24 protein-coding genes are annotated in these 22,512 nt (G+C 68.4%); 11 read left to right on the top strand and 13 right to left on the bottom strand.

Translation table 11 applies throughout. The annotated features are described in order from the left end of the window. Window positions 1-209: 209 nt before the first annotated feature. Entirely contained in the window at window positions 210-869 is a 660-nt protein-coding gene (locus EBE87_RS06180) for an NADPH-dependent F420 reductase (protein WP_120636850.1), read from the top strand. Between the two features lie 76 nt (window positions 870-945). Here EBE87_RS06180 and glnA read toward each other — a convergent pair whose 3' ends face one another. After that, window positions 946-2,385, bottom strand: coding sequence for a type I glutamate--ammonia ligase (glnA, locus tag EBE87_RS06175; protein WP_120636851.1), 1,440 nt, complete (start codon window positions 2,383-2,385; stop codon window positions 946-948). 166 nt (window positions 2,386-2,551) lie between these two features. Next, complete coding sequence (locus tag EBE87_RS06170; protein WP_120636852.1) at window positions 2,552-2,890, bottom strand: P-II family nitrogen regulator; 339 nt, start codon at window positions 2,888-2,890, stop codon at window positions 2,552-2,554. A 323-nt stretch (window positions 2,891-3,213) separates the two neighbouring features. On the opposite strand from EBE87_RS06170, the gene EBE87_RS06165 reads away from it, so the two are divergent. Continuing rightward, complete coding sequence (locus tag EBE87_RS06165; protein ID WP_120636853.1) at window positions 3,214-4,404, top strand: aminotransferase; 1,191 nt, start codon at window positions 3,214-3,216, stop codon at window positions 4,402-4,404. A 371-nt stretch (window positions 4,405-4,775) separates the two neighbouring features. After that, on the top strand, window positions 4,776-5,045 hold the full coding sequence (locus EBE87_RS06160) for an HU family DNA-binding protein (protein ID WP_120636854.1): 270 nt from the start codon (window positions 4,776-4,778) through the stop codon (window positions 5,043-5,045). Window positions 5,046-5,083: 38 nt separating this feature from the next. Here the strand turns inward: EBE87_RS06160 and EBE87_RS06155 are convergent, their stop codons facing one another. From EBE87_RS06155 to EBE87_RS06145, 3 genes are read right to left on the bottom strand one after another with little or no spacing between them, the layout of a single operon-like run. Beyond that, window positions 5,084-5,779, bottom strand: coding sequence for a ribonuclease activity regulator RraA (locus EBE87_RS06155; protein ID WP_120636855.1), 696 nt, complete (start codon window positions 5,777-5,779; stop codon window positions 5,084-5,086). Between the two features lie 17 nt (window positions 5,780-5,796). Then, on the bottom strand, window positions 5,797-8,847 hold the full coding sequence (gene ydiJ, locus EBE87_RS06150; protein ID WP_120636856.1) for a D-2-hydroxyglutarate dehydrogenase YdiJ: 3,051 nt from the start codon (window positions 8,845-8,847) through the stop codon (window positions 5,797-5,799). 33 nt (window positions 8,848-8,880) lie between these two features. Beyond that, complete coding sequence (locus tag EBE87_RS06145; RefSeq protein ID WP_233553058.1) at window positions 8,881-9,669, bottom strand: enoyl-CoA hydratase/isomerase family protein; 789 nt, start codon at window positions 9,667-9,669, stop codon at window positions 8,881-8,883. 196 nt (window positions 9,670-9,865) lie between these two features. Here EBE87_RS06145 and EBE87_RS06140 point away from each other — a divergent pair, with 196 nt between their 5' ends. From EBE87_RS06140 to EBE87_RS06130, 3 genes are read left to right on the top strand one after another with little or no spacing between them, the layout of a single operon-like run. Then, on the top strand, window positions 9,866-10,885 hold the full coding sequence (locus EBE87_RS06140; RefSeq protein ID WP_233553059.1) for an ABC transporter substrate-binding protein: 1,020 nt from the start codon (window positions 9,866-9,868) through the stop codon (window positions 10,883-10,885). Between the two features lie 40 nt (window positions 10,886-10,925). Beyond that, on the top strand, window positions 10,926-12,626 hold the full coding sequence (locus EBE87_RS06135; protein WP_233560047.1) for an ABC transporter permease: 1,701 nt from the start codon (window positions 10,926-10,928) through the stop codon (window positions 12,624-12,626). 53 nt (window positions 12,627-12,679) lie between these two features. Beyond that, window positions 12,680-13,210, top strand: a complete 531-nt coding sequence (locus EBE87_RS06130) for a sugar O-acetyltransferase (protein ID WP_120637756.1) — start codon at window positions 12,680-12,682, stop codon at window positions 13,208-13,210. On the opposite strand, the gene phoB is transcribed toward EBE87_RS06130, so the two are convergent. From phoB to pstS, 6 genes are all read right to left on the bottom strand, one after another. Then, window positions 13,207-13,926, bottom strand: a complete 720-nt coding sequence (phoB, locus tag EBE87_RS06125; protein WP_120637731.1) for a phosphate regulon transcriptional regulator PhoB — start codon at window positions 13,924-13,926, stop codon at window positions 13,207-13,209. The two genes, EBE87_RS06130 and phoB, sit on opposite strands and share 4 nt — an antisense overlap. 13 nt (window positions 13,927-13,939) lie before the next feature. Continuing rightward, entirely contained in the window at window positions 13,940-14,662 is a 723-nt protein-coding gene (gene phoU / locus EBE87_RS06120) for a phosphate signaling complex protein PhoU (RefSeq protein ID WP_120637732.1), read from the bottom strand. 19 nt (window positions 14,663-14,681) lie between these two features. Further along, window positions 14,682-15,509 carry a phosphate ABC transporter ATP-binding protein PstB gene (gene pstB / locus EBE87_RS06115; protein ID WP_120637733.1) on the bottom strand — a complete coding sequence of 276 codons (828 nt, stop codon included), beginning with the start codon at window positions 15,507-15,509 and terminating at the stop codon, window positions 14,682-14,684. An 8-nt stretch (window positions 15,510-15,517) separates the two neighbouring features. Beyond that, window positions 15,518-16,411 (bottom strand): phosphate ABC transporter permease PstA, encoded by an 894-nt coding sequence (pstA, locus tag EBE87_RS06110; protein WP_120637734.1) that lies wholly within the window; start codon window positions 16,409-16,411, stop codon window positions 15,518-15,520. Continuing rightward, entirely contained in the window at window positions 16,408-17,361 is a 954-nt protein-coding gene (pstC, locus tag EBE87_RS06105; RefSeq protein WP_120637735.1) for a phosphate ABC transporter permease subunit PstC, read from the bottom strand. Before pstC ends, pstA begins: the two co-directional genes overlap by 4 nt. A gap of 121 nt (window positions 17,362-17,482) precedes the next feature. Then, window positions 17,483-18,550, bottom strand: coding sequence for a phosphate ABC transporter substrate-binding protein PstS (gene pstS, locus EBE87_RS06100; protein ID WP_120637736.1), 1,068 nt, complete (start codon window positions 18,548-18,550; stop codon window positions 17,483-17,485). A 230-nt stretch (window positions 18,551-18,780) separates the two neighbouring features. Here pstS and EBE87_RS06095 point away from each other — a divergent pair, with 230 nt between their 5' ends. Then, on the top strand, window positions 18,781-19,497 hold the full coding sequence (locus EBE87_RS06095; protein ID WP_120637737.1) for a sensor histidine kinase: 717 nt from the start codon (window positions 18,781-18,783) through the stop codon (window positions 19,495-19,497). Between the two features lie 24 nt (window positions 19,498-19,521). Here the strand turns inward: EBE87_RS06095 and EBE87_RS06090 are convergent, their stop codons facing one another. After that, window positions 19,522-19,701 carry a hypothetical protein gene (locus EBE87_RS06090; protein WP_120637738.1) on the bottom strand — a complete coding sequence of 60 codons (180 nt, stop codon included), beginning with the start codon at window positions 19,699-19,701 and terminating at the stop codon, window positions 19,522-19,524. 188 nt (window positions 19,702-19,889) lie between these two features. On the opposite strand from EBE87_RS06090, the gene EBE87_RS06085 reads away from it, so the two are divergent. Continuing rightward, window positions 19,890-20,489, top strand: coding sequence for a sigma-70 family RNA polymerase sigma factor (locus EBE87_RS06085; RefSeq protein ID WP_199707269.1), 600 nt, complete (start codon window positions 19,890-19,892; stop codon window positions 20,487-20,489). Here EBE87_RS06085 and EBE87_RS06080 read toward each other — a convergent pair. Next, complete coding sequence (locus EBE87_RS06080) at window positions 20,450-20,884, bottom strand: PRC-barrel domain-containing protein (protein WP_199707271.1); 435 nt, start codon at window positions 20,882-20,884, stop codon at window positions 20,450-20,452. The two genes, EBE87_RS06085 and EBE87_RS06080, sit on opposite strands and share 40 nt — an antisense overlap. Window positions 20,885-21,097: 213 nt before the next feature. Between EBE87_RS06080 and EBE87_RS06075 the strand changes: the two genes are divergently transcribed. From EBE87_RS06075 to EBE87_RS06060, 3 genes are all read left to right on the top strand, one after another. Continuing rightward, a complete protein-coding gene (locus tag EBE87_RS06075; protein ID WP_120637739.1) occupies window positions 21,098-21,364 on the top strand; it encodes a hypothetical protein in 267 nt (88 codons plus the stop codon). 236 nt (window positions 21,365-21,600) lie between these two features. Further along, window positions 21,601-21,909, top strand: a complete 309-nt coding sequence (locus EBE87_RS06070; protein ID WP_120637740.1) for a con-10 family general stress protein — start codon at window positions 21,601-21,603, stop codon at window positions 21,907-21,909. Between the two features lie 299 nt (window positions 21,910-22,208). Beyond that, window positions 22,209-22,430, top strand: a complete 222-nt coding sequence (locus EBE87_RS06060; protein ID WP_120637742.1) for a hypothetical protein — start codon at window positions 22,209-22,211, stop codon at window positions 22,428-22,430. Window positions 22,431-22,512: the final 82 nt, after the last annotated feature.

Below are 22,512 nucleotides of genomic sequence, written 5' to 3'. Positions count from 1 at the left end.
TCACCCCGGCATGATGCCTGGCGGCGCGTGGACCACACTACGTCGTGGCAACTCAGCGGGCGAAGGAACCGCGAGCGGCCGAGCGGACAAGCACAGCCATGCTTGTTCAGCATCTATCACGCACGGCCGGGAAAGAACCGCCTCCCGCGCCATTTACCCCGCAGCGCCGATGACCCAACCTTCCTCCTCCACCGGAACAGGATCGGGCCATGCGCATCGGGATCATCGGAGCAGGACATATCGGCCAGGCCACCGCGCGGCTTGCCATCGCGGCGGGACATGAGGTGATGCTCAGCAACTCGCGCGGGCCGGAAACGCTCGTGGAGGTCGCGGCCCAGACCGGTGCCCGCACGGGTACCGTGGAGGAAGCCGCCGCCTTCGGCGAACTGGTGGTGGTCGCCGTCCCGCTGCACCAGTACCGCGCGGTGCCGGCGGCGCCGCTGGCGGGCAAGGTCGTGCTGGACGCCAACAACTATTATCCGGACCGCGACGGGCGCATCCCCGAACTGGACGCCAGGACGGAGACCACCACCGGCCTGCTGGCACGGCACCTGCCGCAGGCGCGCGTGGTGAAGGCGCTGAACGCCATTCTGGTCGCCCATCTGGCGCCGAGCGGCACCACGCTGCCCTCCGGCCACCGACGCGCGCTGCCCATCGCGGGCAATGACGCAGCCGCCAAGGCTGTTGTCGCCACGCTGCTGGGCCAGTTCGGCTTCGACGCCGTCGATGCCGGGCCGATCAGCGAAAGCTGGCGCTTCGAGCGTGCCAAGCCGGCCTATTGCATTCCGCTGGACCGCGAAGGCCTCACCCGCGCCCTGGCGGCGGCGGAACGCGACAAGGACCTCCCCGAAGGGTCCTGGAAGCGCTGAGCGGCCAAGCCACGCCCCCAACAAAAAACGCCCCGGAGTTTCCCCCGGGGCGCTTCCGCATCCGATCCGCGCGGGATCAGACGGAGTAGTACATCTCGAACTCGACCGGGTGCGGCGTGTGCTCGAACTTGTACACGTCCTGCCACTTCAGCTCGATGTAGCTCTCGATCTGGTCCTTGCTGAACACGTCGCCGGCCAGCAGGAACTCGTGGTCGGCGGCCAAGGACTCCAGCGCCTCGCGGAGCGAACCGCAGACGGTCGGGATGTCCTTCAGCTCTTCCGGCGGCAGGTCGTACAGATCCTTGTCCATGGCATCGCCCGGGTGGATCTTGTTCTTGATGCCGTCAAGGCCCGCCATCAGCATGGCGGCGAAGGCCAGGTAGGGGTTGGCGGTCGGGTCGGGGAAACGGACCTCGACGCGCTTGGCCTTCGGGTTCGTCGCATAGGGGATGCGGCAGGAAGCCGAGCGGTTGCGGGCCGAATAGGCCAGCAGCACCGGCGCCTCGAAGCCCGGGATCAGGCGCTTGTAGGAGTTGGTGGAGGGGTTCGTGAAGGCGTTCAGCGCCTTCGCGTGCTTGATGATGCCGCCGATGTAGTACAGCGCCTCGTTCGACAGGTCGGCATAGCCGTTGCCCGCGAAGAGCGGCTTGCCGTTCTTCCAGATGGACTGGTGGACGTGCATGCCCGAGCCGTTGTCGCCATAGATCGGCTTCGGCATGAAGGTCGCGGTCTTGCCGTAGCTGTGCGCGACGTTGTGGATCACATACTTATAGATCTGCATGTGATCGGCGTGCTGCACCAGCGGGCCGAACTTGGTGCCCAGCTCGTGCTGCGACTGCGCCACCTCGTGGTGGTGCTTCTCGCCCGCCACGCCCATCTCGATCATGGTGGACAGCATCTCGGCGCGCAGGTCGCTCTCGCTGTCGACCGGGGGCACCGGGAAGTAGCCGCCCTTCACCAGCGGGCGGTGGCCCATGTTCCCTTCCGGGTAGTCCTTCATGCTGGCGCCTGGGCCCTCGATGCTGTCGAGGGAGTAGTGGCCGTAGTTGCCACCGGTGCCGAACTTAACGTTGTCGAAGATGAAGAACTCAGCCTCGGCGCCGAACAGCGCGGCATCGCCGATGCCGGTGGAGGCGACATAGGCCTCGGCCTTCTTAGCGGTCGAGCGCGGGTCGCGCGAATAGGCCTGGCCGGTGGAGGGCTCGATGATGTCGCAGAACAGGATCAGCTGCGGCTTGGCGGCGAACGGGTCCATGCAGGCCGAGGACGCGTCCGGCATCAGGATCATGTCGGACTCATTGATCGCCTTCCAGCCGGCGATGGAGGAGCCATCGAACATGATGCCGTCCGTGAACATCTCCTCTTCCATCGTGGAGACGTGCTGGGCGGTGTGGTGCCACTTGCCCTTCGGATCGGTGAAGCGGAAGTCAACGTACTCGACGCTGTTCTCCCGGATCATCTCCATGACCTTGGAGACAGCGCTGGGCGCTGCGGCGGCTGCGGGCTTCTTGGCCATGCTGTGTGGTCCTGTTCCCTAACGACACTCAAACTGCACGGCCGGAAGTATCCCGCCGCGTGTGGCCCCTGGCGCAGTCATCGCGCCGGGGCCCTATTGCCACCGCCCTCACCCCTGGTGCGGGCAGCGAAAACCTTGATCCGGCGCGCTACGGCGCCGGTGGCGGTCAGACCGCCTCCTCGCCCCGCTCACCGGTGCGGATGCGGATGACTTCCTGCACGTCCGAGACGAAGATCTTGCCATCGCCGATGCGGCCGGTGCGGGCGGCGGCCTGGATGGCCTCGATCGCGCGCTCGGCCAGGCCGTCGGCGCAGACGACCTCGATCTTCACCTTGGGCAGGAAGTCCACGACATACTCGGCGCCGCGATAGAGCTCGGTATGGCCCTTCTGCCGGCCGAAGCCCTTGGCCTCCACCACCGTCAGGCCCTGCAGGCCGATCTCGTGCAGCGCGTCCTTCACCTCGTCGAGCTTGAAGGGCTTGATGATCGCCTCGATCTTCTTCATCGGCTCCAATCTCAGGCCGGAACCCCGCTCCAGGGGCCCGGCCCTCCTCTTCTTCCCCGGTGCCGTCCGTCCGTGTTGGAGGACCAGCCAGTCGCCGGGCGGCGCGTCCTGCTGTGTCGCACGAGGCGCGCCAGAGGAGCAATGGGACCCGGCAGTGTTTTCCGTGGTGAAACCGGGACCTGAGCCGGAAACGGCACGCGAAACAGGCAGGATGCCCAGGAAATTGGCAGGGATGCATGGCCGTTGTTGCATCGGGCGGTCTGGGACACCATGATCCCGCCCCACAGCACCCACCGCACCACCGAAGGCCCTGCCCCCAAGCCATGAAGCCGCTGAACGCCCTGCTCTCCGCCACCGGCACCACAGTCTTCACCGTCATGTCCGCGCTGGCGGTGCAGCACGGGTCCATCAACCTTGGACAGGGCTTCCCGGACTATGAAGGCCCGGAGGATGTGGTGAAGGCCGCCGCCGACGCGCTGCTGGACAACCGCAACCAGTACCCGCCCATGACCGGCCTGCCCGAGCTGCGCCAGGCCGTGGCGGACGCGAATCGCCGCTTCTATGGCCTGACCATCGACCCGGCCACCGAGGTCGTCGTTACCTCCGGCGCCACCGAGGCCCTGACCGCCTGCCTGATGGCCGTGCTGAACCCGGGCGACGAGGTCGTGCTCTTCGAGCCGCTCTACGACACCTACCTGCCCGTGATCCGCATGCTGGGCGCGGTGCCGAAGCTGGTGCGCCTGACGCCTCCGAAGTGGGACCTGCCGCGCGACGCCCTGGCCGCCGCCTTCGGCCCCAAGACCAAGGCCGTGCTGCTGAACACGCCGTTGAACCCGGCCAGCAAGGTCTTCACCGCCGCCGAGCTGGCCTTCATCGCCGACCTGCTGCAGCGCCACGACGCCTATGCGGTCTGCGACGAGGTCTATGAGCACCTGACCTTCGACGGCTGGAAGCATATCCCGCTGATGACCCTGCCCGGCATGCGCGGCCGCTGCATGCGCATCGGCTCGGCTGGCAAGACCTTCAGCCTCACCGGCTGGAAGGTGGGCTACATCACCTGCGATGCCAGCCTGGCGCCCAATGTCGCCAAGGCGCACCAGTTGCTGACCTTCACCACGCCGCCCAACCTGCAACGCGCCGTGGCCGTCGGCCTGAACAAGGACGACAGCTACTTCGGGAGCCTCTCGGCCGAATTGCAGGCCAAGCGGGACCGGCTAGCCGCGGGGCTGGAGAAGCTGGGCTTCGGCGTGCTGGAAGCGCGCGGCAGCTACTTCATCACCGCCGATTTCTCGCCCCTCGGCTTCTCGGGCGACGACGTGGCCTTCTGCCGTCATATCACCGAGGCCGCCAAGGTGACGGCCATTCCCGTCTCCGCCTTCTACGACAACCCCGCCGATGCGCCGAAGCACTATGCCCGCTTCGCCTTCTGCAAGAACGACGCGGTGCTGGACGAAGCCCTGGCCCGCCTCACCGCCTGGAAGGCCGCACGCGCGCCGGAAGCCCTGGCGGGCTGAGCGCCCTTTTTCCCAGCTTTCCACCGGCCCGCCGCCGGCCAATCAGATGCAGCACCGGCCATCTTCGGCAGATCCCGAAGATGGCCGGTTGCCGTTGTGGCGGCATCTTTTCGCGCCGCAGCATGCCTCCGCGCGAATCGGCGCGGCGGGCCGGCGGCGCGGGCGCGCCTTAGCGCTGCATTTTCTCACCCTGAATAAAGCCCGTTGTTCTGCCTCGAAGCTTGCGAGGAACCGCAATCTTGCTTCGACACAACAACGATCCGCTAAAGCGTAAAGCTGGAAAATGTAGCAGGGTGTTGCTAAAGCTCCGCGCAGGAGAAATCCAGGCGCCCCATAAAGCGCCTCAACCTATAACGAGAGTCGCACACACGATGTCGAAAGCCTTCCTCGCCCAGGTCATTCAGGATTCCATCGGCTGCACCGGCGTTGCCGCCAACCAGGCCGCCGCCGACCTGGTCGCTTCCATCGTGAAGGAAATGAAGAAGAAGGGTGGCTTCACGCTGCCGAGCTTCGGCACTTTCACGGTGCGCAAGACCAAGGCGCGCAAGGGCATGAACCCCCGCACGGGTGAGCCGGTGAAGATCAAGGCCGGCAAGACCGTGCGCTTCAAGGCCTCGCCGAACCTGAAGAAGGCGGTCTGAGGCTAAACGGGCGGGCCTTTCCGGCCCGCCCGTTTTTTTTACTTCTGCTTGCTGGCCTCGTAGCGGGCCTTGTTTTCCGCGTTCGGCGGATAGAGACCGGGCAGCGAGGCACCGGCCTCCACCTCACCCATGATCCAGTTTTCCTGGCGTTCCTGTTCCTCCGCCAGTTCGGCAACCTGGGCCAGCAGCGCCTGCGGGATCAGCACGGCGCCATCCTGATCGACCACCACGACATCATCCGGGAAGACGGCGACGCCGCCGCAGCCGATCGGCTGCTGCCAAGCCACGAAGGTCAGCCCGGCCACCGAGGGCGGGGCCGCCGCGCCGCTGCACCACACCGGCAGGCTGGTGCCCAGCACACCCGCCACGTCGCGCACCACGCCATCCGTCACCAGCGCCGCCACGCCCTTCTTGGCCATGCGGGCGCAGAGAATGTCGCCGAAGATGCCGGCATCCTTCACGCCCATGGCATCGACAACCGCGATGCAGCCTTCCGGCATCGCCTCGATGGCGGCACGGGTGGAGATCGGCGAGGACCAGGATTCCGGCGTCGCCAGATCCTCGCGCGCCGGCACGAAGCGCAGCGTGAAGGCGGGGCCGACGATGCGGGGCTGCCCTTCCCGCAGCGGCTTGGTGCCGCGCATCCAGACATTGCGCAGCCCCTTCTTCAACAGCACCGTCGTCAGCGTGGCGGTGGAGATGCCTTCCAGCTTCGCCTTGATCGCTGCATCCATTCCTTGAATTCCCTCTGTCATTCCGCGGCGTGTTCCAGCACCGCTTCCGCCGGCGCCTGCCGGAGCCGTCGCAGCAGCGCCTGGACCGGATGGTCGATCCGCACACCGTCGAAGCGCTTGATCTGGGAGCGGCAGGAATAGCCTGTCGCCACCAGTGAATTGCCATGCGCCGCGACCTTCTGCCGCCAGCCCATGTCGTAGAGCCGCTCGGACATGTAGCGGTGCTCCGCCTCATGCCCGAAGGTGCCGGCCATGCCGCAGCAGCCCGTGGCCAGCACGCGCAGCGGCGCCCCCAGGTGCGAGAAGATGGCCTGCCAGTCCTTCAGGCTGGAAACGGCATTGGTCCGCTCGGTGCAATGCGGCAGCAGCAGCAGCGGCTCGCCCTGCGGCAGCGGCGGCAGCAGCGGCAGGCGGCTGGCCAGCCATTCCTGCGGCAGCCGCACCTCCGGCGCGTCCCCGCCCAGGGCGCCGACATATTCGCTGCGGTAGGTGATGGTCATGGAAGGGTCCAGCCCCACCAGTTCCACGCCGGTATCGGCCAGGGCCCGCAGCATCGCGGCATTCTCCGCCGCCTGCCGCTCAAAGGCGCCGAGGAAGCCATGCACATGCAGCGGCTTGCCATTGGGCCGGTAGGGCGCCAGCCAGGGCGTGAAGCCCAGCGCCAGCAGCAGGTCCAACAGGTCCAGCACCAGCCCCGTCTCGAAATAGCTGGTGAAGGCGTCCTGCACGATCACCACGTGCCGCTCCAGCTCGGCGGCGGGCACGGCGCGCAGGTCCACGGGCGTGGCGCGATAGACGCCGCGCTTCGCGGCTTCCGCCCAAAGGTCGATGCCGGAGAACAGCGGCGCATCCACCAGCCCGGCCTTCTGGCCTAGGGCGCGCCCGGCCTTGCTGCCCATCACCGCATTGGCGATGCGGTGGAAGCGCGCGCCCAGCGGCAGCATGGCCTCCAGCTTGCCGACCAGATGGTCCTTGAGCGGCCGGCGGTAGCGGGTGTGGTAGAGTTCCAGGAACTTGGCCCGGAAAGTGGGCACATCCACCTTGATCGGACACTGGCCGGAGCAGGACTTGCAGGCGAGGCAGCCATCCATGGCCTCCTTCACCTCATGCGAGAAATCCTCTTCCAGCGTGCGGCTGTTGACGTAGCGGGTAAAGGCGCCGGACCAGGGCGAGGCCTTGCGCGCGCGCCAGGCCTCCGCCACCGGGTCCACCCCGGCATCCGAGAGCCGCCGCAGCCATTCGCGGAACAGCGAGGCCCGGCCCTTCGGCGAATGCCGCCGGTCCCCCGTTGCCTTGAAGGAGGGGCACATGGCATCGTTGGGGTCGTAGTTGAAGCAGGCGCCATTGCCGTTGCAATGCAGCGCCTCGTCGTAATGGGCGCGGGTATTGGCCGGGATGGTGCGGTCGAGCTGCCCGCGCGTCGGCACCTTGTCGATGGCCAGCAGCGCCTCGCCATCCGGCGCGGCGATCTTGCCGGGGTTCAACTGGTTGCGCGGGTCGAAGGCCGCCTTGATGGCCTGTAGGGAGTCATAGAGCGGGCCGAAGACTTCCGGCACATACTCGGAGCGCACGCCCTTGCCATGCTCGCCCCAGAGCAGCCCGTTATACTTGCGGGTGAGCGCGAAGACCTCGTCCGAGATCTCGCGAATCATCCGCTCCGCGCCCGGAGCCTTCATGTCCAGCGCCGGGCGGACATGCAGCACGCCGGCATCGACATGGCCGAACATGCCATAGGCCAGCCCGCGCCGGTCCAGCGCCGCGCGGAACTCGGCGATGTAATCCGCCAGGTTCTCCGGCGGCACGGCGGTATCTTCCACGAAGGGAATGGGCCGCGCGTCGCCCTTCATGTTGCCCAGCAGGCCCACGGCCTTCTTGCGCATGGTCTGGATGCGCTCGCTCGCCGCGTCCCAGGCCACGGTATGCCCGCGCCGGCCCATGGAGCGGCCTTCCTCGGCCAGCCGGTGCTCCACCACATCCAGCTTGGCCTGCACTTCCTCGATGCTGTCGCCGACGAATTCGATCAGGTTGATGCCAGAGGCCGGGCCTTCCGGGTCGTTGGGGAAGAAGTCCCGCACCCCTTCCCAGACCACGTCGCCGCGCGCCAGGCCCAGCACCTTGGAATCGATCGTCTCCACCGAGGCCGCGCCCAGCACCATGATGCGCTGCGCGTCCCGCAGCGCGGCGTCGAAGCTGTCGTAGCGCAGGTTGATCAGCGCGGCATGCTTCGGGATCGGCAGCACCCGCAGCTTCACTTCTGCGATCATCGCCAGCGTGCCTTCGGAGCCGCAGAGCACCGAGTTCAGGTTGAAGCGCCCTTCCCCATCGCGGATATGCGCCAGGTCATAGCCGGTCAGGCAACGGTTCAGCGGCGGGAAGCGCTCGGCGATCAGCTGCTTCTGCTCGCGGAAGATGCCGTCCACCACGCGGTGGATGGCGCCCACCATGTCGTGCCGCGCCGTGGCCCGGGCCAGCGCCGCGTCATCCATCGGCTCCGAATGCCAGAGCGTGCCGTCCAGCAGCACCACGTCCAGCGCCAGCACATGGTCCCGCGTCTTGCCATAGAGGCAGGAACCCTGGCCGCAGGCATCGGTGGAAACCATGCCCGCCACCGTGGCGCGGTTGCTGGTGGAGCATTCCGGCGCGAAGAACAGGCCGTCAGCCTTGATGGCGGCGTTCAGCGCGTCCTTCACCATGCCGGGCTGCACCCGCACCCAGCCTTCCGCCACATTCACTTCCAGCAGCCGGTTCATGTGGCGGGAGAGATCCACCACGATGCCATCGGTCAGCGACTGCCCGTTGGTGCCGGTGCCGCCCCCGCGCGGCGTGAAAGCCACGCCTGCGAAGCGCGGATCGGCCGAGACACGGGCGATGCGCTGCAGGTCCGCCACATCGCGCGGAAAGACCACCGCCTGCGGCTGGCGCTGATAGATGGAATTATCCGTCGCCATCATCAGCCGCTGGCCGAAGCCGGCGTCGATATCCCCGGAGAAGCCCCGCAGCCGCAGCTCATCCAGGAAAGCGAGGGAGGGCGCGGCGGGCGCCGGAAGGTCACCGAGGCGGGGGATCATCACACAGCCTTCTTTGGCCGGGGGCGGCGGGCCTTATTCGCCCTTCCACTCCGGCTTGCGCTTGTTGAGGAAGGCATCCATGCCTTCCCGGAAGTCCTGGCTCATGTAGCACATCAGCACCAGGTCGCGCCCCTCCTCCGAGGAGATCTGCGGCCGCAGGCGGGCAATGGCCTCCTTGGTGGCGCGCAGCGTCAGCGGCGCATTGGCGGCGATGGTGCGGGCCAGGGCCTCGGCCCGCGCCGGCAGGTCGGCCACGTCGGGCACCACCTCGTGCAGCAGGCCCATCTGCTTGGCTTCCTCGGCCTCGATCAGCCGGGCGGTGAAGATCATCTCCTTCACCCGCGAAGGTCCGACCAGCGCCACGAGGCGCGAGAAGGCGCCCATGGACAGGATATTGCCCAGCGTCCGCGCGATGGGGAAACCAAACTTGGCGTTGGAAGCCCCGATGCGGATGTCGCAGGAGGCCGCGATGGCCCCGCCGCCGCCGGTGCAGGCGCCGGCGATGGCGGCGATGATCGGCTTCGGGCAGGATTCCAGCGTCGCCACGATGCGGCCGATGCGCTCCTCGTACTGGATCGCATCCTCGGGCGTCTTGAAGGCGCGGAACTGGTTGATGTCGGTGCCGGAGGCGAAGGCCTTGTCCCCCGCGCCGGTCAGGATGATGGCGCGGACCGACTTGTCCTCGGCCACCTCGTTGCAGAAGGCCGCCAGCCGCTCGTACATCGAGAAGGTGAAGGCGTTGCGTGCCTGCGGCCGGTTGAAGGTGACGCGGCGGATGCCGCCCTCCAGCGTCTCGAACAGAATGTCGTCCTGGCCGTCCATTGCGTCCTCCCCCTCCATTGCTGGCGGCGGGGCGGCGGGAACAGCCATGCCGGCTGCGCCAGCCGGGCCAGCCGCTTTCCCGCTATAGGATCGCCCCTGGTTACTGTAAATCCGGCCTTGGGCGCCGCAATCATGGAAACTTCATCTTGCCCCCTGCCTTTCCGGCCTTTCGCCGGCTAGTGGAGGCGGCACGAACATGACAGGGTGGGACATCGACCTCATGCGCCGCTCCAGCTTCCTGCTCCTCAGCGCCTCGTTCCTGGCCGCCGCCACGCTTCCTGCCGTGGCGCAACAGGCGCCCCTGTCCGGCAACCTGGTGCTCTATACCAGCCAGCTGGAACCCGACGCGGCCGCAACCGTGGAAGCCTTCCGCAAGCTGCACCCCGGCGTGACCGTGGACTGGGTCCGCGGCGGCACCAACCAGATCCTGCCCCGCCTGCGCGCCGAGATCGCCGCCGGCAGCCCGCGCGCCGACGTGCTGCTGCTGGCCGACAGCCTGACCTTCGAGGGCCTGAAGAAAGAGGGCCTGCTGCGCCCCAGCCCGGACGTGGATACCGGCGCCACCCCCGCCATGGTGCATGACCCGGACCGGACCTATTTCGGCACCAAGCTGATGACCACCGGCATCGTCATGAACACCCGCGCCCCCTTCACGCCGAAGAGCTGGGCCGACCTGCTGCGCCCCGAGGCGCGCGACATGACGGCCATGCCCTCCCCCAGCGTCTCCGGCGCCGCCGGCATCCATATCCAGACCCTGGCGCAGGACCCGAAGCTGGGCTGGGACTATATCGAGAAGCTGGCCAAGGCCGGCATCCAGCCGCGCGGCGGCAATGGCGCCGTGCTGCAAAGCGTGGCGGGCGGCGAGCGCGCCTTCGGCATCGTGGTGGACTACATGCCGATCCGGGAGGCCGCGAAGGGCGCGCCCGTGAAGTACATCTTCCCCGAGGACGGCGTTTCCGCCATCACCGAGCCCGCCGCCATCCTCAAGAGCAGCAAGAACCCGCAGGCCGCCGCGGCCTTCATCTCCTTCCTGCTCTCGGCCGAGGGGCAGAAGCTGGCCTCCAGCCAGGGCTTCCTGCCAGCCGACCCGAATGTGGCCCCGCCCCCGGGCTTCCCGGACCCCAAGACCGTGAAGGTCCTGCCGCTCGACAATGCCCGCGCCGCCGCCGAGGCGGACGCGACCCTGCGCCGCTTCAACCAGCTTGTCGGTCAGTAGCCTCCAGCCCCCTCCGCCGGCCGCCGCTCCGCTGCCGGCGGTGCCGGCGGCCGCTCCCCCACCCTCGCCCGGCCAGCCGGCGCGCCCGCGCCGCTGGTGGGCCCTGCTCACCCGCCCGCCGGCGCTGGCTGTGCTGGCCATCCTCTGGCTCGCCGTGGTCGGGCTCGCCCCCACCGCGCGCCTGCTGGCCGAAGCCGCCGGGCCCGCCATTTCCGCCCTGGCGCAGGATGCCTCGGTCTGGCGCGCCGCCGGCCGCAGCCTGACAGTGGCGGGCGGCGCCATGCTGCTGGCCGTGCTGATCGGCAGCGCCCAGGCCGGGCTGCTGCTGCTGCGCGACGTGCCGGGCCGCCGGCTGCTGATCTTCCTCTGCATCCTGCCGCTGCTGGTGCCACCGCAGATCATGGCCCTGGCCTTCATCCAAGCCAGCGGCCCTTCCTCCCCGTTGCTGATCTCGCTGGGGCTGGCGCCGCCGCTGGGCACGCGCAACCCCTTCTACGGCCCCGGCGGCATGGTACTGCTGCTGGGCATCCAGAACGCGCCGCTGGTCTTCCTGGCCATCGCCGCCCTGGTGCGCCGCCTGCCGGGCGAAGTCTTTTCCGCCGCCCGCGGCCTCGGCGCCCCGCCTTCCCGCGCGCTGCGCATGGCCGTCTGGCCGCTGCTGCGGCCGGGGCTGCTGGCTGGCGCGGGCCTCGCCTTCATCTCGGCGCTGGGCAATTTCGGCATCGCGGCGCTGCTGGGCATCCCCGGCCGCTACCCGGTGCTCACGGTGCTGATCTGGCAGAAGCTTTCCGCCACCGGGTCAGCCGCGCTCTCGCAGGTCGCGGCGCTGTCGCTGCTGCTGGCGGCGCTGACCCTGCCGGGGATGCTGGCACAGGCCCTGGCCGCGCGCCGTAGCGGCTGGAAGGCCGGCAAGCCCTTCGAGCCCCTGGCGCCGACGCGGCTGGACCGCCTGCTGCTGCTGCCACTCTGCCTCTATCTGCTGGCCGTGCTGGCGCTGCCGCTGGCCTCGCTGCTGACGGCGGCCCTGGTGCCGGCCATGGGCATGGCGCTGACGCTGGAAAGCCTGACCACCCGCCACTTCGCCGCCACGGTGGCGCCGGGGGCGCATACCCTGGCGGCACTCGGCAATTCCCTGATGCTCTCCGGCGGCGCCGCGCTGCTGCTGGGCTTGGCGGCGCTACCGGTGGCCCTGGCGCTGCGCCACCCCGCCGTGCGCGCCACCGCCATGGCGGCGGACCTCACCTATGCCCTGCCCGGCGCCTGCACCGCCGTCTCGGTCATCCTGCTGGTGCTGGGCCTGCCCGGCGGCGGGCTGGTCTATGGCACGCTGGGGCTGATCCTGTTTGCCTATCTGGCCCGCTTCCAGACCCTGGCGCTGCGCCCGGTGGCCGCCGCCGCCGCCCGCATGGACCCGGCGCTGGAGGATGCCGCACGCGGCATGGGCGCCGGGCTGCTGCTGCGGCTGCGCGCCATCCACCTGCCGCCCATGGCTCCCGCGCTCGCGGCCGGCGCCCTGCTGGTGATGCTGCTGGCGGTGAATGAGGTGACGGTCAGCGCCCTGCTGAACGGCCCTGGCACCCAGACGCTGGGCGTGCTGGTCTTCAACCTGCAGGATGGCGGGCAGTCGCCGCAGGCCGCCGCCGTCTCCTGCCTCTCGCTGCTGCTGGTGGCCGGGCTGATGGCCCTGGCCAGCCTGCTGGGCCGCCGCTTGCCGGCCGGGACGCTGCCCTGGCGCCCCTGAGCCGGCCCACCCCACCGCCGGAGGAGACAGACGTGCCGACCGAGAAGGAAAAGATGCTGGCCGGCGAGCTCTACGACGCCGGCGATGCCGAGTTGCAGGCCGATGCCGCTGCCGCCCGTGCCTGGATGGTGCGCTACAACGCCTCCCTCGGCCTGCCGCTGGCGGAGCGGCGCAAGCTGCTGGCCGAGGGCCTGGGCGCCATCGGCGAAGGCGCCACAGTGCGGCCGCCCTTCCACGTGGACTACGGCTACAACATCCGCCTGGGCAACGGCGTCTTCCTGAACTTCAACTGCGTCATCCTGGACGTCGTCGCCGTCACCATCGGCGACAAGACGCAGATCGGCCCCGGCGTGCAGATCCTGACAGCCGACCATCCGCGGGACCACGCCACGCGCGATGCCGGCCTCGAATTCGGCCGCCCGATCCAGATCGGGCGCAATGTCTGGATCGGCGGCGGCGCCATCATCCTGCCCGGCGTCACCATCGGCGACGACGCAGTGATCGGCGCCGGCAGCGTGGTGACGCGGGACGTACCGGCGGGCGCCACCGCCTTCGGCAATCCCGCGCGCGTCAAACAGGCTTAGTGCGGCTCCACGTCCAACGCATAGCCGGCGCTGCGCACGGTGCGGATGACATCCAGCTCGCCATCCCCGTTCACCACCTTGCGCAGCCGCCGGATATGCACGTCCACCGTACGTGGCTCCACATGGATGTCGCGGCCCCAGACGCTGTCCAGCAACTGCTCGCGAGAGAAGACGCGGCCCGGGTGCTGCAGGAAGAATTCCAGCAGCCGGTATTCCGTGGGGCCCAGTTGCAGCGCCCGGCCGTCGCGCGTCACGCGATGCGCGTCCTGGTCCATGGAAATGTCGCGCCAGCTCAGCACGCCCTTGGCGCCGACGCCGGCGGAGCGGCGCAGCAGCGCCCGGATGCGCGCCATCAGCGCGTCCATCACGAAGGGCTTGGCGATGTAGTCGTCCGCTCCGGTATCCAGGGCGCGCACGGCATCCTGGTCCTCGGTGCGGGCCGTCACCATGATGATCGGCAGATCCCGCGTCGGCGCCTTGCGGCGCAGCTGGCGGCAGACTTCCAGGCCGGACAGCGCCGGCAGCATCCAGTCCAGCAGGATCAGGTCCGGCGCCGCCTCGGCCACGCGCAGCAGCGCCTCCTGGCCATCCGTCGCTTCCTCCACCCGGAAGCCCTGCTTCTCCAGGTTGTAGCGCAGCAGCGTCAGCAGCGGCGCCTCGTCCTCCACCACCAGGATGGTGGGGCGGCTGCCGGCACCGAGGTTCAGGTCGGGCATGGGATGTCCTTCCTCAGACGGGCGGCCGGACCACGGCGAAGGGCGAGGTATCGCCCTTCGGCCGCTCTTCCGGCAGCGCGCCGCCGCGCACGGCATAGAAGACCGTTTCGGCGATGTTGGTGGCGTGGTCGCCGATGCGCTCATAGTTCTTGGCCACGAACAGCAGGTGCGTCGCGGCGGTGATGTTGCGCGCATCCTCCATCATGTGGGTCAGCAGTTCGCGGAAGATGCCGTTGTAGACCTCGTCCACACTGGCATCGGCGGCCCAGACGCGCTCGGCGGCGGCGGCATCCTGGTTGACCAGGCTGTCGATCGCCTCCTTCAGGTTCTGCTGCACCAGTTGCGACATGTACTGGAAGCCCTGGAAGCCGCCGATCTGCGGCTGCTGGCTGATCACCACCGCGCGCTTGGCGCAGTTGCGGGCATAGTCGCCGATGCGCTCGATGGCATTGGAGACCTTCATGGCGGCGATGACGAAGCGCAGGTCGCTGGCCACCGGCTGCCGCAGCGCCAGCAGGCGCACGCAGAAATTCTCGATGTCGCGCTCAAGCTGGTCGATCTCGCCGTCGCGGCCGATCACCTCCCCCGCCAGCTCGGTATCGCGGCGGATCAGCGCATAGGCGGCATCGGCCACTTGGCGCTCGGCCAGGCCGCCCATGCGGGCCACCATTTCCCGCAGCTTCTTGAGCTGCTCCTCGTAGGAGCGGGAGATATGCTCGAACTGTTCATTGGGCATGGCTTGTCTTTCCTCCGCCTCAGCCGAAGCGGCCGGTGATGTAGTCCTGGGTCCGCTGCTGCTTCGGCGCCGTGAACATCTCTTCCGCCGGCGCCACTTCCACCAGCTCGCCCAGGTAGAAGAAGGCCACCTGGTCGGCGCAGCGCGCGGCCTGCTGCATGTTGTGCGTGACGATGGCGATGGTGAAATCGCGCTTCAGCTCGTCGATCAGTTCCTCGATCCGCAGCGTGCTGATCGGGTCCAGCGCCGAGGTCGGCTCGTCCAGCAGGATCACTTCCGGCCGCACCGCGATGGTGCGCGCGATGCAGAGCCGCTGCTGCTGGCCGCCGGAGAGGCCCATGGCGGAGGTGTTCAGCCGGTCCTTCACCTCGCCCCAGATGGCGGCGCGGGTCAGGGCCCATTCCACCCGCTCGTCCATCTCGGTCTTGGAGAGCTTCTCGTGCAGCCGGATGCCGAAGGCGATGTTCTCGTAGATCGTCATCGGAAAGGGCGTCGGCTTCTGGAAGACCATGCCGATACGGGAGCGCAGCGCGTTGATGTCGATGCTGTCGTCCAGGATGTTCTGGCCGTCCATCAGCACCTCGCCCGTGGCGCGCTGGCCGGGGTAGAGGCTGTACATCCGGTTCAGCACCCGCAGCAGTGTGGACTTGCCGCAGCCGGAGGGGCCGATCATGCCCGTCACGCGGCGCGAGGGCAGTTCGAGGTTGATGTTCTTCAGGGCCTTGTTGGCGTCGTAGAAGAAATCGAGGTTCCGCACCTGCAGCCGCGCCTCGCTGGACACCGCGTTCTGGAGGGTCTGGGCCGCGGAGATCGCGGGCGTTGCGATGCGGGTGGTGGCGCTTGCCATGATCTGCCTCACTTCCGGCGGCGCAGCAGGCTGCGCGCGAAGATGTTGAGCCCGAGCACCCCGAGCGTGATGATGAGAGCCCCCGCCCAGGCCAGGGCGATCCAGTCCTGATAGGGCGAGCCGGCATAGGCGTAGATGGTCAGCGGCAGGCTGGCCATCGGCGCCGAGAGGCTGACCGACCAGTTGAGGTTGCCGAGCGAGGTGAAGAGCAGCGGCGCCGTCTCGCCCGCCACGCGGGCGATGGCCAGCAGCACGCCGGTCATGATGCCGGAGGCCGCGGCGCGCCAGCAGACCAGGGTGATCATCTTCCACTTCGGCGCGCCCAGGCCGATCACCGCCTCGCGCAGCGTATCCGGCAGCAGGCGCAGCATGTCCTCGGTGGTGCGGACCACGATGGGGATGACGATGATGGCCAGCGCCACCGCCCCCGCCCAACCCGAGAAGCCGCCGAAGGGCACCACCAGCACCTGGTAGACGAACAGGCCGATCAGGATGGAGGGCGCCGAGAGCAGGATGTCCGAGACGAAGCGCACCGCGTTGCCCAGCGGCGTGTTCTTGGCATACTCGGCCAGGTAGGTGCCGACCAGCAGCCCGATGGGCGTGCCGATGGCGGTGCCGATGAAAGTCTGGATCAGGCTGCCGATGATCGGGTTCAGCAACCCGCCGTTGGAGCCTGGCGGCCGCGTGACATCCGTGAAGACATGCAGCGAGAAGGCCGAGGCGCCGTTCCAGAGCAGCGTGCCCAGGATGGAGACCAGGAAGAGCAGGCCGATGCCCGTCGCCACGAAGCAGGCGGCGCGGATGGCCATGTCGGTCCGCCGGCGCCGGCGGCCCAGCGCCGCGGAGGCGCGCAGGTCACGGGGCTGGCCGGGCATGGAGGGAGCCTGCATGGCGGCGCTCATTTCGCCATCCTCTGGCGCAGCAGCAGGCGCGAGAGCGCCAGCACGATGAAGGAGATCACGAAGAGGATGAAGCCCAGGCCCAGCAGGGCCGAGAGCTTCAGGCTGCCCATCGTCGCCTCGCCGAATTCCAGCGCGATCACCGAGGCGATGGTGTTGCCCGGGCCAAACAGGCTAGTGGAGATGCGGTTGGCATTGCCGATGACGAAGGTGACGGCCATGGTCTCGCCCAGTGCGCGCCCCAGGCCCAGCATGATGCCGCCGACCACCGAGACGCGGGTATAGGGCAGCACCACGTTGCGCACGACCTCCCAGGTCGTGCAGCCCAGGCCATAGGCGCTTTCCTTGAAGACCGGCGGCACGGTGTTGAACACGTCGCGCATCACGGCGGCGATGAAGGGCAGCACCATGATCGCCAGGATCAGCGAGGCGGTGAAGATGCCCGTGCCGAAGGGCGCGCCGGAGAAGAGGGCGCCGATCACCGGCAGCTCGCCCAGCGTGTCGATCAGCGCCGGCTGGAAGGTCTGCGCCATGAAGGGGACGATCATGAAGAAGCCCCACATGCCGTAGATGATGGAAGGCACCGCCGCCAGCAGTTCCACCGCCGTGCCCACCGGGCCGCGCAGCCAGGCGGGCGCCAGCTCCGTCAGGTAGAAGGCGATGCCGAAGGCCACCGGCACCGCCATGATCAGGGCCAGCACGGCGGTGACCACCGTGCCGTAGATGGAGACGCCGGCGCCGAAGACATCCTGCACCGGGTCCCAGTCCGTGCCGGTGACGAAGCCCGGACCGAAGGTGCGGAAGGCATCCCAGCCGCCCAGGAAGAGCCCGATGATGATGGCGCCCAGCAGCAGCAGCACGAAGATGCCGGCGGCCTGGCAGGCGGCCTTGAAGATGGCGTCGCCCAGGGCGCCGGACCGGCGTGCTTCGCGCGGGAGGGGCGCGGCGGTCATGGTTACGGCCTGCTGCAAGGCTGGAGGCTCCGGCTGTTGATAGGTCTGCGCGGGCGGGGAGCCGGCTGCTCCCCGCCCGCCATTGAACCGCCCTTCGGCGTGGCGTCCCTCTAGTCCGGCATCACTGCGCCGGCCAGACCGCCTTGCCGTCCGCCTTCACCTGCGTGGCCCAGGCGGAGCGCACCGCCTGCTCCACGGCTTCCGGCAGCGGGATGTAGTCCAGCGAGGTCGCGATGGCATCGCCGTCCTTGTAAGCCCAGTCGAAGAACTTCATCACGTTCTGCGCCTTGGTGGCATCCTGCGGGTTCTTGGGCAGCAGGATGAAGGTCGGCGTCACGATCGGCCAGGACTTCTCGCCCTGGGTGTCCACCACGCTGGCAGCGAAGTCCTTGGCGCTCCAGTCCGCATTCGCGGCGGCGGCCTGGAAGCTCTCGGTGGTTGGCGCGACGAACTGGCCGGCCTTGTTGCGCAGCTGGGTGGTCACCAGCCCATTGGCATGGGCATAGGCATATTCCACGTAGCCGATGGCGCCGCGCACGTTCTTCACGGTGCCGGCCACGCCCTCATTGCCGCGGGCGCCCGCGCCGGTCGGCCACTTGACGGAGGTGCCGACGCCCACGCGCTTCTGGAAATCCTGCGACACGGCCGAGAGGTAGGAGACCCAGACAAAGGTCGTGCCCGATCCGTCCGCCCGGTAGACCGGCGCGATGGTCACGTTGGGCAGGGTCACGTCCTTGTTCAGCTCAACGATGCGCGGATCATTCCACTTGGTGACCTTGCCGAGGTAGATGTCCGAGATCAGCTCGCCGGTCAGGCGCAGCTTGTTGCTCTCCACCCCCGGGATGTTCACGATCGCGACAATGCTGCCCATGGTGGCGGGGAACTGCATCAGGTTCGCTTCCTGAAGCTGCTCCGAGGTCATCGGTGCGTCGGAGGCGCCGAAATCCACGGTGCGGTTGCGGATCTGGGACTGCCCGGCGCCCGAGCCGACGGACTGGTAGTTGAGCTGGATGCCGGCCCCGCCGCGCGCCGCTTCGGCCCACTTCTGGTAGAGCGGGCTGGGAAAGCTGGCGCCGGCGCCGGTGATGCTGGCCTGCTGGGCGTGGCCGGTTGCCGCGATGCCGATGGAAGCCACCAGGCCGGCGGCCAGGGCAAGAAGGCGATTGCTCACCACATACTCTCCGTTCATCTCGGGCCCGGCACCGCCAGAGCGGGACCTCCTGGGCTGCGGGCCTTCTATCCACGGCTGGCGACGATCCTATTGCAGTTTGATGACGCTATGATGACAGGTGCCATCTTTCCGGTGGGCTTGCCGCCGCTCCCCGCTTTTGCTGAAACACCAGGGATGCGCCATAGTGGCATGGCAACGGTTGGGCGTTCGGGACAGGCTTTGCCAATCATGGACGGAACAGGGCACTGATGCCCCATGACGCTGCCTGTCACGCGGCATTGGCCGAGGCACGGGAGCAGCTCGAATCGCTGCACCAGGAACTCGCCAGCACGCGGGAGCAACTGAGCCTCGTCCAGCAACGGCTTGCCGCCGTGCATCACGAGCTGACGCACCGGGTGAAGAACAATTTCCAGCTGGTCGGCTCCCTGCTGCGCCTGCAGGCGCGGCGCGCCGGCAACGAGGCCGCCGCCCGCATCCTCAACACCACGGTGCTGCGGATCCAGGGCATGTCGGCGCTGCACGAAAGCCTCTACCGCAACCGCGACATCGGGCGCGTGGAGTTGGCGCGCTATATCCAGGAAGTCTGCGGCCGCCTGGCGGAAGCGCTGGTCGATGGCCGTGACATCCGCGTGACCGTGGAGGCGGAGCCCACGGAACTGCCAGGGGAATATGCCCTGCCGCTGGGGCTGGCGATCTCTGAACTGGTTTCCAATGCCCTGCGCCATGCCTTCACCGATGGTCGTAGCGGCGAGGTCCGCGTCTCACTCCGGCGGGAGGCAGAGGATTTCGTGCTGGCGGTGCGTGATACTGGCCGGGGCATCGAGGACCGGGAGACCGTGCTCAGCCGCGGCTTCGGCCTGCTGCTGGTCAGCTCCTGTGCCCATCAGGTGGAGGGGGAGCTCGAAGTCACCGAGCACCCCACAACCTTCCTGATCCGCTTCCCCGCCGCCATCGCGGCCAGCTGAGGCCGCGGCGGCGGGAGGGCTGCCTCAGTCCTTCTTGGTGCCTTCCGGCGCATCCCAGCCCACGGACTTGCTCGGGCTGCCGCTGGACGGCGGATCGCTCGCCGGGAAGGTATCCTCCAGCGACTTCTCCACCATCTGCTCGTTCTCCTTCTTGCTCTTCTCAGGGTTGGCGCCAGAAGTCTTGTCGGTTTGGTTGGCAGCCATGACTGCTCTCCCTTCACGCATTGTGTGAGGCTGCGCCGAAGCGCGGGCCTTGCCTTAGCAACAGCCGGCAACAGGCGGGAGTTGCAGCACCCGCCGGCCCGCCACGGATAAGCCTGACGGCAACTCGTCCGTGCAGCAGGCGTTCTTTATGCAATCCCATCAGCATCATCGGGGCGGACATCGGGCCAGTGACGACCTTGATCGAGGACGACCTCATTGCATGCCTGCCCGATCTTCGCGCCTATGCCCGGTCCCTGACCCGCAACCGGCACGATGCGGATGACCTGGTGCAGGATACCGTTGTCCGCATCATGAATTCGGCGGACCGCTTCCAGCCCGGCACCAACTTCAAGGCCTGGGCCTTCACCATCCTCCGCAACCGCTTCCTCAACGAATTCGTGGCCAAGCGGAAGCAGACGCGCGACATGGACGACTCCGAGATGGAGCAGGTCCCCACTTCGGCGCGGCAGGAGGAAGGGCTGGAGCTGGCGGATTTCCAGCGCATCTTCCACCAGTTGCCAGAAGACCACCGCTCCATCCTCGCGCTCGTCGCCGGCTCCGGCATGGCCTACGAAGACGTGGCCAGGGTGCTCGACTGCGCTGTCGGCACCGTGAAGAGCCGCGTCCACCGCGCCCGCATGGCGCTTTACACGCTGCTCGAGCAGGAAGCGGCGGCCGGCGGGAAGCGGGAGCGCTTCCACCGCACTCCCGCCTCCGAGGAACGCCGGCGCCTGGAACCTGTCGAGGTTCAAAGCCCGATCCGCGGCGTGGAAACGGAAGGCCCGTAGTAGCTATGGACCCGCTCGCCCCAGTCGGCATCGGCGAGGTCCACGGTGTCTTCCGGCGCATAGGATGGCGCCTCCCGCAAATCCTCCTCCGCCAGCCCCACCACATAGCCGCCCAGCTCGATGTCGTAGCGTAGCTGCTGCCAGGGCAGCGGATAGTACCGGGCGCCGAAGCCCAGCACGCCGCCATAGGCCAGCACCGCGTATTCCACCGTGCCGCGCATCTTGTCGATCATCAGCGTCTCGATCATGCCCAGGCGATGGCCGCCGGCGCCATACACCACCGTTCCCTCCACCTTGTCAGCGGAGATCAGCGACAGCGTCTCGTCCCGCGCCAGATGCGGCTCCCGCGACGCTTCGCTGGGCGTGGCGCCGGGTGTCCGGTTCATGTCGCTCATGCTGCCTCCTGCTCACGGTTCTTCTAGGAAAGGAACAATCCGCAGGCGCGGGAGTTCCGATCCGGTCCGGCCGTGAAACTTCAACGGGGGCGCAGCGATTCTTTCAGCAGGCGCCGGACGGAAGGGCCGGCCCTGGCGATGATCCGGCGAAAGCGGCCGCCCAGGCCGAAGAGAGCCAATGGCGGCCCTTCCCTTGCACAAGGAACCAGAGCGATGTCCGACACCCGCTATCCTCCCACTTCCCCGGCCGGCGACGAGACGCCCCGCTTCACGCCGCAGGAAGGCATCGGCGCCAACCCGACGACGCGCGAAGGCGCCGTGCAGCCGCGCGCGACCGACCGCCACGCGCCCATGCCGGAACGCCCGCTGGACACCACCGCCGCGCGCCAGGGCCAGACGCTCGGCCATGTCCGCTGGGTGCTGATGATCTCGCTGGTCCTGGCCGTGGTCGCCATGGTGGCCGCCTACCTGTTCATCTGAGGCCCGGCCCCGCCTTAACTCCTCCCCGCCCCCTCCCCAACCCGGGGTTGGGGGCGCCGCGGCCGGGTTCATCCCACAGCCGTCATGCCGCGCCTCCGAGCGGCCATTTCCCAAAAAAACAAGGAAACACAAAGTCCGGAGCGGCCCGCTGGCGGGAACTTGGCTTTGGTTCACCGGTTCTCTCCATGACCAGGCCGTCGAGAAGGCCCGGGGGACAACAGGAAAGGATCAGACCCATGGCATCGACACGCAGCGGCGGCGGCAAGCAGGGTTTCGCCTCGATGGATCGCGAGAAGCAGCGCGACATCGCATCCAAGGGCGGTCAGAGCGTTCCGGCGGCCAAGCGCAGCTTCGCGCAGGACCCGGCACTGGCTGCCGAGGCCGGCCGCAAGGGCGGCCAGAGTGTTCAGGCGGAATCCCGCTCCTTTTCCCGTAACCGGGAACTGGCGGCGCAGGCCGGGCGCAAGGGCGGCCAGGCCACCCAGGGCAACCGGGAGCAGAACGCGGCGCAGCGCCGTGCGATGACCGAGAAACCCTCGGAGTAGCACGTCGTTGATGCACTCAGCCGGGCGGCCAGATCGGCCCCCGGTGATGAGTGATGAGGATACGAGGGATATGAGGGCTGCGGCTGAACTTCCGGCCTTTCTCAAGATCAAGGGCGAGGCGGACAGCCCATCCTATGCTTTGCGTGCCGCTCTGGCTGAGCGGCTGGCTTCCTGGCGGCCCATGCTGCGTGAAACGGCCAGGGTGACTTCCCCCCTCCGCACCCGTGCCGAGGCCAAGGCCACGGCCCTGCTCGCCCCAGCCGAATAAGCGGCACAGGAAGAGATCGAGGACACCCCCGATGACCAAACCCAGTGCCACGCCGCCCCAAGGGGCGCAGGACCGGCAGCCCACGGGGGCCGGCGGCCCGCCGCCCGGCGCTTCCGAGCCCAGCCCGCCGCAGCCGAAGACACCCCCGCGCGAGAACCCCGAAGCCTCCGACCCGCTGCCCCCCGGCGCCGACAAGGATTTGCCTGAAGGCAAGTACGGCACGGCCGGCACCGTGGAGAAGCCCGGCACCTGAGGCACGGCCGGCTGGCGGTCACGCCCAGGCTATCTCTGCCGCTGGCGTCAACGAATTCGCTTCTGCGTCGTTGACCCCTTCG

The organism is Teichococcus wenyumeiae (assembly GCF_003696345.1).
In the GTDB taxonomy this organism is placed as follows: Bacteria; Pseudomonadota; Alphaproteobacteria; order Acetobacterales; family Acetobacteraceae; genus Pseudoroseomonas; species Pseudoroseomonas wenyumeiae.
Note: the sequence above shows the minus strand (reverse complement) of the source record. Positions and strands in the feature narration are given on the sequence as shown.

Coding starts and splice junctions, on each gene's coding strand:
- EBE87_RS06180 (WP_120636850.1), top strand. CDS start 210: ATGCGCATCGGGATCATCGGAGCAGGACATATCGGCCAGGCCACCGCG.
- glnA (WP_120636851.1), bottom strand. CDS start 2,385: ATGGCCAAGAAGCCCGCAGCCGCCGCAGCGCCCAGCGCTGTCTCCAAG.
- EBE87_RS06170 (WP_120636852.1), bottom strand. CDS start 2,890: ATGAAGAAGATCGAGGCGATCATCAAGCCCTTCAAGCTCGACGAGGTG.
- EBE87_RS06165 (WP_120636853.1), top strand. CDS start 3,214: ATGAAGCCGCTGAACGCCCTGCTCTCCGCCACCGGCACCACAGTCTTC.
- EBE87_RS06160 (WP_120636854.1), top strand. CDS start 4,776: ATGTCGAAAGCCTTCCTCGCCCAGGTCATTCAGGATTCCATCGGCTGC.
- EBE87_RS06155 (WP_120636855.1), bottom strand. CDS start 5,779: ATGGATGCAGCGATCAAGGCGAAGCTGGAAGGCATCTCCACCGCCACG.
- ydiJ (WP_120636856.1), bottom strand. CDS start 8,847: ATGATCCCCCGCCTCGGTGACCTTCCGGCGCCCGCCGCGCCCTCCCTC.
- EBE87_RS06145 (WP_233553058.1), bottom strand. CDS start 9,669: ATGGACGGCCAGGACGACATTCTGTTCGAGACGCTGGAGGGCGGCATC.
- EBE87_RS06140 (WP_233553059.1), top strand. CDS start 9,866: ATGACAGGGTGGGACATCGACCTCATGCGCCGCTCCAGCTTCCTGCTC.
- EBE87_RS06130 (WP_120637756.1), top strand. CDS start 12,680: ATGCTGGCCGGCGAGCTCTACGACGCCGGCGATGCCGAGTTGCAGGCC.
- phoB (WP_120637731.1), bottom strand. CDS start 13,926: ATGCCCGACCTGAACCTCGGTGCCGGCAGCCGCCCCACCATCCTGGTG.
- phoU (WP_120637732.1), bottom strand. CDS start 14,662: ATGCCCAATGAACAGTTCGAGCATATCTCCCGCTCCTACGAGGAGCAG.
- pstB (WP_120637733.1), bottom strand. CDS start 15,509: ATGGCAAGCGCCACCACCCGCATCGCAACGCCCGCGATCTCCGCGGCC.
- pstA (WP_120637734.1), bottom strand. CDS start 16,411: ATGAGCGCCGCCATGCAGGCTCCCTCCATGCCCGGCCAGCCCCGTGAC.
- pstC (WP_120637735.1), bottom strand. CDS start 17,361: ATGACCGCCGCGCCCCTCCCGCGCGAAGCACGCCGGTCCGGCGCCCTG.
- pstS (WP_120637736.1), bottom strand. CDS start 18,550: ATGAACGGAGAGTATGTGGTGAGCAATCGCCTTCTTGCCCTGGCCGCC.
- EBE87_RS06095 (WP_120637737.1), top strand. CDS start 18,781: ATGCCCCATGACGCTGCCTGTCACGCGGCATTGGCCGAGGCACGGGAG.
- EBE87_RS06090 (WP_120637738.1), bottom strand. CDS start 19,701: ATGGCTGCCAACCAAACCGACAAGACTTCTGGCGCCAACCCTGAGAAG.
- EBE87_RS06080 (WP_199707271.1), bottom strand. CDS start 20,884: ATGAGCGACATGAACCGGACACCCGGCGCCACGCCCAGCGAAGCGTCG.
- EBE87_RS06075 (WP_120637739.1), top strand. CDS start 21,098: ATGTCCGACACCCGCTATCCTCCCACTTCCCCGGCCGGCGACGAGACG.
- EBE87_RS06070 (WP_120637740.1), top strand. CDS start 21,601: ATGGCATCGACACGCAGCGGCGGCGGCAAGCAGGGTTTCGCCTCGATG.
- EBE87_RS06060 (WP_120637742.1), top strand. CDS start 22,209: ATGACCAAACCCAGTGCCACGCCGCCCCAAGGGGCGCAGGACCGGCAG.